The sequence below is a fragment of the Olsenella sp. CU969 genome, from assembly GCF_905219715.1.
In the GTDB taxonomy this organism is placed as follows: domain Bacteria; phylum Actinomycetota; class Coriobacteriia; order Coriobacteriales; family Atopobiaceae; genus Granulimonas; species Granulimonas faecalis.
This window is the reverse complement of record NZ_CAJMXC010000087.1, coordinates 1-7,918: the sequence shown is the minus strand read 5'-3', so window position 1 is coordinate 7,918 and position 7,918 is coordinate 1. Positions and strand designations below refer to the sequence as shown.

Genomic DNA, 7,918 nt, shown 5'->3' with positions numbered 1-7,918 from the left:
GGCTTGGAGGGGTCTACCGTCACCAGGGCATCGTCCACGGGCATGCCCTCGGCCGGGAAGCGGGTGTCCCACTCGAACTGGTCGGGGTTGACGCCGTAGATGCCCGAGGCCTTGGAGGTGCTCGCAAGCTCCAGGGCGCCGTGGCCGGGGTCGAACAGGTCGGAGTCGACGGTCACATTGAGCACGAACCGCCAGGACTGCCCGCCGAAGAGGGTCGGGAGGCTGTCGACGACCACCTTGCCGTCGACGACGCGGGGGTTCTCNATGACGGTCTCGGTGCCGTCGGGGGCCACGGCCACGAGGGACTTGAGGGTGGTGTCGCCGGGAATGCCGAGCTCGTAGACGGGGTTGATGCAGGCCGAGTCGGCGGCGGTGTTGGTGGCGGTGACGGTGTAGCGCATCACGTCGCCGGGCCTCACGGTGCCGTCGTCGCGGGTGGTGTCGTAGGCGGTGGCGGTGAGGGTGAGCTCAGGCTTCTTGGCCAGGTCGGGGAAGACGTAGACGTCGAAGCTCCTGGAGGCGCCACTGTAGGCGCCGGTGCCCTTGACGGTGGCGGTGATGGTGGTCTTCCCCGCCGAGAGCACCCGGGCCCGGGCCCCCACGCCGTAGTCGGTCTTGTTCTCCACGTAGGTGCGGTCGGTCATGGCGTCGTTGGGCACCACCGAGATCACCGCCGGGTTGGAGCTGGTGAACTCCACGTCGCCGATGGAGTTGGTCTGGAGGTAGAGGGGGAACCAGTCGGGGTTCTCCTTGACCACGTTGCCGGCGTCGTCGAGCTTGTCGCGGAAAGCGGAGACGTCGGTGTGGTCCTCGGNGCCCATCCTCGTGCCGTCGGGGGCCGTCCAGTCGCGCTCGTGGTCCTCGTCGAGCTTGAGCTTGGCGTCGTTGGCGGCCAGGTCGCCCTCGGCCAGGCCCTCCCCGTTGGGGATGTAGCCGGTGCCGCTCTCGTTGAACAGGCGCAGGTCGGGGGTGGCCAGCTCGATCTCCACGGCGTTNTCGTCGTNGGCCGACTCGTAGNAGTTNACGTAGGCGGAGTCGTTGTGGGCGGGCACCCAGGGCTCGCTGTCGTCCTCGGANGCCGCCGCGGCCTCGTCGCGGGGACCGGCGTCGGCGGAGGCGCTGGTGTACTCGACCCGCACGTGGTGCTCGTTGCCCTCGGAGCTCTTGTCCTCCAGGCCAAAGGCCTCGAGCTGGGAGCGGGTGAGGTCGAAGTAGGCCATGGTGTGCTCGCGGCCGCTGTCGTCGGCCGCGATCCAGGCGTGGGTGAAGGACGCGTCCTCGAGCCGGTCGCGGTCGACCTCGATCACGCCGCCCAGGCCCTCGGGCACCGCGCGGTCGTCGATGTAGAGCTGGAGGCGGCCGGTGGGGGCCTTGCAGCTGGTGCGGCTCATGGTGGAGCCGTCGGGGTAGGAGTCGCCGAAGGGCAGGGAGCCGCTGGTGACGTCCACGGGCACCACCAGGTGGTTGTTGGTGGCGGTGTTGTAGTTGCCGGCGTTGTCGTCCTGGGCCCAGGTGGGGGCGGTGTACTCCTTCCTCACCTCGTTGCCGTCGGCGTNGGTGGTGGAGAGGACCACCGGTTCGCNGAGCTCCCAGGAGGTGGAGGAGCACACCGGCGAGATGACCGCGCGGCCTGTGGCNGAGTNGCCNCAGTAGGTCTGGGAGAACAGGGCGTTCTCCTTGTACTGCTCGGAGCGGACCTCGATGTCGTAGAAGCCGGCGTCCGCCGGGGTCCTGGTGCCGGTGGTGGCGGCGCTGATGGGGTTGCCGTCCTCGTCCATCTGCTGGTAGTTGTATTTGATCTTGTCGTTGTTGTCGAGCTGGCCGCCGGCAGGGTTGTCCACCTTGATCGGCGTCTTGGAGACGTCCACCTTNTCCAAGGGCTCGCCGTCGTAGTACTTGCTCCAGTTCTTGGTGACGAAGTCCTCGTCCAGCTTGAAGCTCTCCCACTCCTTGGCGGTGGTGTCGCCCGAGCCGGCCGAGCCCTGGGGAAGGGTCGTGTTGGAGGTGAGGAGCTTCTCACCCACGTAGTAGGAGAAGTTGGCGTCGATCTGGTGGNAGGTGTNANNGCCCTNGGGGAGCCACAGGTAGAGCTTGCCGTCGTTGAGGTTGGCCGGGGCGCCGTAGGGCGGGTCGGTGAGCATCTTGTCGAGCAGGAGCTCCCAGCTCTCGAGCTTGGCGTTGAAGTCGGGGGTGACGCCGGCGGCGTCGGCCATGGCCTGGATCTTGGACTTCACGTCGATGGTGAGCATGGCCACCTTCTTNGTGCGCTCGAGGTCGCCGTAGGCCAGGCCGTCGNTGTCGTTGCCCTGGAAGCGGNNGCAGTTGACCGACCCGCCGGTGATGACCACGTAACCCTGGCTGCCGCCGATCTCGAGGAAGCCGCCGTTGCCTCCCCAGTGGGGCAGCAGGGTGCCGCCGGTGATGAGGATGGTCCTGCCGGTGTTGGTGCCGCCGCAGCCCTGGCCGAAGGCGTTGCTGTGCTCGGCGCCCCATGCCTCCACGAAGCCGCCGTTGACGGTGATGTCGCCGGCGATGGTGTGGTTGGCGGTGCGGGAGATGATGGCGTCGCGCAGGGGCCAGGTGCTGGTGCTGCTGGACATCCCGCCGGTGTAGGTGCGCCCGCCGCCGATGGCGGCGCCGTGGAAGGAGGCATAGGAGTCGACGGTGCCGCCGTTGAAGGTGATGGTGGTGCCGCCGCCGGCGTGACCGCCGCCGATGGCCGCGCCCGAGCCGTTGGCGGCCTTGTCGTTGGAGTNGACGTGGAGGTCGCNGCCGTTGAAGGTCATGTCGCCGCTGTTCTCGATGGGGCCGCCGCCGATGGCCGCCGACCGGATGCCGCTGTAGACCCACAGCTGGCCGGGGTCGCGGCTCTCGAGGTTGGAGAGGCTCGACACGAGGTCCTTGCCCACGCCCGTGGAGGTCTGGGTCTTGCCGTCGCGGTCCACGTAGGTGGTGCCGGCCGGAATCATGCCCTGGGCGGGTACGACGGGCTCTCCCGACACGTCCTGGTTGAGCACCTCGTCGTCGACCACGAGCACNGAGCCCTCGCCGCAGCGCAGGCCCGGGNACATANAGGCGGCNGGGGTNTTGGACCCGGTGTCCAACGTGGAGTAGTAGGAGTTGTGCAGGGTGTTGGTGGTGCCGTCGGCGAGGATGAGGTGGACCGTGGTCTTNTCGGCCACGTCGTCGCCCGACACCTCGACGGTGCCGTTTCCGGAGGCGGTGGAGTTGGTGGCGATGTCCATGGGGAACTGGCCCTGGATGTTCACGCCGGCAAAGGTGATGGTGGCGTCGACCCCGGGGGCGACGCGGATGCCCGTGGCCACGGCGGTGCCGGACCCCGCGGTGTTGCGGACGGTGTAGGCACCGTCGGCCTTGATCACCAGCATCGCNATGGCGCGGGTGTCGGTGGTGGTCACGGGGAACTGGCGGCCGTCCTGGTGCTGCGGGGTCTCGTTGGACCCGCGGCCGATGCGGGAGTAGGTGACGTTTTCCAGGGCGTAGCTCGTCCCCGGGGTGCCGCCGGCGATGGAGAGACCGCCGTAGTCGGTGAAGCCGTCACCGATGTCGCGGGGCTCGGGAAGGCCCTCGGAGGCCGCGGCCACCGGCTNGNCGACGNGCANGGGGTCATCGGGAAGGCCCTGGGGGTCCGGGTCGGCCTGATCGACCTGGTCGTCGACGGGCGCGGGCCCGTCGGTCCCGTCGGCCGGCCCGTCCGTGGCGCCGTCATCGGCCGGGCCATCGACGGTCCGGGTGCCCATGGGCACCTCCGGCGCCACCTCCATGGCCTCCGCCAGTGCCGGTAGGCAGGCTCCGGGCAGGCAGAGCTCAAAGGCCAAGAACATGGAGAGCAGGAACGCAAAGGGACGGTTTTTGGGTGTTCGCGCGTTCATGGGGTCACCTCCGGGTCGCGCACCGTCGTGGGGACGGCGAGAGTGTCATTTTTCCTAAACGTCTTCTAAATATACTCTCTAGTCCCTTGTATTCAAGGTGCTTTTAAATTCCGTAAGAANGTAGGCGCCCGAAGGGGCCCGCACCTCTGAATCGCCCCCCCCGCTGCCTGAATACGGGGAATGGGAGGCGTCCCTATGCCCGGCAAGCCGGCTCCCGGCCGGGATGTCGGAGGGCACGAGGCCATGCTCGGACATGGGCCGTCAGAACCATAAATTGATGAATATAAGAAGCGACAGATGGGCCAGACGCCCCTGTCACGCCAGTCACACCAATGGTTTGGTGGTTTTTCTCCCGCACGGAGGGGCCAAGACCACCAAACAACGCGATGTTTGGTGGTTTAGATCAGGGTTCATACCGAAAAGCACCAAACGACCGAGAAGGGCCTNCTAGCAGGGCCGCTGGGACAAAAGTGTCCGGGTGTTGGGACAGGCAGGGGGAGGGCCGGCGCCCCAGGTGCGNGTGCCGGCCCTCCCCGGTCGGGCGGTGTCGGTGCGTCAGCGGCGCCGGCGCACCCAGACGGTCGCGGCCGCCGAGACCGCGGCCATGAGACCGAGGGCCGGGACCAGGGATGCGACGTCGCCGGTCACGGGGACCAGTCCCCTGCCGCCGGTGANGGNCAGCNCGCGGCCCTNGACGCCCTCGCNGGCACTCACGCGCTCGGAGGGGTAGACGGCGTCGCCGCTGTCCACCGAGAGGCTGCCGGAGTCGGTGAAGAAGGCGTCCCAGCCGGCAGGCGGGTCAAAGCGNGTACCCGGCACGAGCGGGACCCTCTCGCCGTCGCCCATGTCGGAGGGGAGCGTGGCGAAGGCGCGGGCGACGTTGCCCACATCGGCGCCCACGGCCTCGGAGGTGACCTCCACCTCGAAGGTGAGCACCGCCTGCCCCCTGCCGAAGACGTCACCCGCCACCACCGACAGGCGGCGGGTCGACGCGTCGTAGACGCCGCGGCAGGCCACGGAGCGGCCGTCGGCCGTGACCAGGCGGACGGTGGACTCGTCGACGGCCAGGGCGGCGGGCACGGTGTCCTCGATGACCGCGTCGTAGACAGCGGAGCCGGGGGTGTCGTTGNCCAGGGTCAGGGTGTAGCGCACCCGGTCGCCCACATAGGTGTTGCCGTCGGAGCTGGTGAGGTTCTTGGCCGTCTTGGTCAGGGTCACGGCACCGTCGGCGGGATCGGTCACGTCGCTCACGGGGATCTCATGGGTGGCGGGCAGCGTGGCGAGCCCCTCGGTGGCGNGGAACGCGGCGAGGGTGCCGGAGGGGACGAAGGCCTCGGAGACCTGGGGGTCGGCGGAGTCGAGGTCGTAATAGCTCGGCTTCATGCCATGGCCCCAAGCGCGGTCGAGGATGGTGCGGCCCGCGGCCCCGGGGCCCACCACGGCGTCGTAGACGAGGCGCACCGAGGTACCCGCAGGCATGTGGCCCGAGCGCACGCCGATGGTGCGGGTGGCGTCCACATAGGCGCCGTCGGCCACGGCATAGCGCAGGTGGCCGTCCTCGGTGACCTCGGGCGCGGCGGCCGGGGCGACNCCGTCGGTGAGGGCGAGCAGGCTCACGGGCGCCGCGGTGTCGGGCACCTCGACGTAGATGGAGCCGGGGACCACCNTGAGGCCGTCGGGGACGATGTTGCGCAGGACGGTGTCGTAGAGGGCCGTGTGGTCCTGGGTATTGGTGAAGGTGGCGGTATAGCGGATGGTGTCGCCCACCATGGTGCGGGAGATGTCGCGGGTGAGGTTCTCGCCGGTGAGGGCCATGGCAAGACCGTCCTCGTCGGGATCGGCCGGCATGACGCCGCCGGACTGACCGGGCGTCACCGGGTCGCTGGGCTCGGGCGTGGGCTTGTTCTCCGGATAGGTGTCCCAGNCAAAGTCCTCCCACGGGTTGTAGGTGGGGTCGTCCGGGTCCACGCCGGCCGGCGGGTCGGGCACGAAGGGATCGCCGGGCTCTGGCTTGGGTTTGGGGGCAGGCGACGGATCGTCCGGGTTGTCCGGGTTGTCCGGATTGTCAGGGTTGTCCGGGTTATCGGGGTCGTCAGGGTCAGGGGTGGGGTGCTCCTCCTCCCACTTCTCGGTGGGGGTGGTGCCAAAGGCGAAGGCCACGTTGGCGCCCTCGGTGCCCTGGGCGTCGGGGGTCACCCGGCAGGTGAAGGTGAGCTTGGTCGACTCGCCGCCGTAAAGGTCGTCCACATAGACGGCGATGGTGCGGGTGGACTCCACGTATACCGCGTCGTCCACGGGCTGCTCCGTCCCGTCGACACGGGTGAGCACCAGGGTGCCGGGCACGAACTCGAGGCCCTGGGGCAGGGTGTCGCGGATCACCGGCGAGTACCAGGCGGTGTCGGCCCCCTTGTTGGCGAGGGTGATGGTGTAGGAGATCTCGTCGCCCACGAGGGCCCGCTTGGCGTCGGGATGGGTGAGGTTGGCGGCCTTCTTTGTCACGGAGATGTCGGCCTCACCGTCGGGGTCGTCGGGGTCGGGGTGCTCGCGCTCCCACTCGTCGGTGGGCGTCTCGCCCAGGGTGGAGCCGGTGACGGGCGGGGCGGAGGGGTCGGAGCCGTCGGGAGAGACCGACACCACCTCGACGTCGAAGGTCAGGCGGGCGCTCTCGCCGCCGTAGAGGTCGCCGGCGTTGACGGCGACGATGCCGGTCTCGGGGTCGTAGGCGCCGTTGGGCACCTCGTAGACGGTGCCGCCGGCATCGGTGAGGCGGATGGTCCCCGCCTTGGGCCTCATGCCCTCGGGGAGGGTCACCTTGATCACGGCGTTCGCCAGCTTCGAGTCGGGCGCCCGGTTGGTGGAGGTGGCCGTCACGCGGAACACGTCGCCCACGAGGATGCGGTCGTCGTCGTGCTCCTCGCGGTGCTCGACATGCCCCACCTCGACCGTGGTGAGGATGTCGGCGGCCACGGGGTCCTTGGGCAGGACGGGGGTGGGCTCGGGCACCGACGGCTTCCCGGGCTCGGGGTCGCCCCCGCCGACGACCACGACGTTCTCCTCGGGGAGCGGCACGACAGGCACCGCCTCCTCGCCGGGGTCGAGGTCGGCCTCGTCCTTGCCGTAGCCACCGCCGCCACCGGGCAGGTTGGAGATCTCGGGGAGCCTGCCGTCGTCGCCCGGCCTGTCCCCGAGGCCCTTGTCGATCCCCACCGTGGCGCGGAAGCGCACCGAGGTGGACTGGCCGCCGTAGACGGTGCCCACCCCCTTGGTGAGCGTGGGCCTCTGGTAGGTGAAGTGCGCCGGGTCGACGTCGGACCAGGTCAGGGCGTCCCAGTCGAAGCCCTCGTAGAAAGCGGCGGAACCGAGGTCGGTGCTCTTGTCGGTTCGCGTGGGGTAGTTGGGGCAGATCTGCACCGAGTCGTTGTCGAACTCTAGCCTCTCGTCGATGGCATCGGTGAGCTCGGCGGCCTGCCAGGCGGAGCCGGGGGTGAGGTTGAGGCCGGTCACCGTGTACTCGATGACGTCGCCGGGGCGCGGGGGCGTGTGGGCGCGTCCGACCGACGCCAGGGGCGCGGGGAGGGCGGAGTCGGCGGCGCCCAGGGCGCGGACCATGAGCCTGGCCACAGGGGCGAGGCCCTCGCCCTCGGAGGCGGTGAGGTTTCGCCAGGTGAGGCGGATCTGGACGTGGGGCACGATGCCAGGGTCGGGCCGCACGTTGACGGTGATGATGTACTTGATGCCGGTATAGAGGGCGTTGGCCCCCTGCTCCAAGACGATCGTCGACGTGCCGCAGCTGTTGACGCGCACCTGGAGCCTGCCGTCGTCGAGGACCGGCTTTCCGTCCTCGCCGCACACCAGGTCGGCCACGGCCCCGTTGGAGACCGAGAAGGAGCCCGGCGCGGAAGAGGTCGAGGTGAGGGCGAGCCCGAAGAAGTCCTCCACCTCGGCATCCTCACTGTGGAAGTCGCCGTAGTTGACGGTGACCGTCTTGCGGACCACCTGGAGCCTCCCGGTGGGGTTGTCGGGGT

General features: G+C 69.4%; 1 protein-coding gene. It reads right to left on the bottom strand.

All coding sequences use genetic code 11. The annotated features are described in order from the left end of the window. Positions 1-4,448: 4,448 nt before the first annotated feature. A partial coding sequence (locus tag JX283_RS07430; RefSeq protein WP_204830006.1) for an isopeptide-forming domain-containing fimbrial protein occupies positions 4,449-7,918 on the bottom strand: 3,470 nt, incomplete at its 5' end.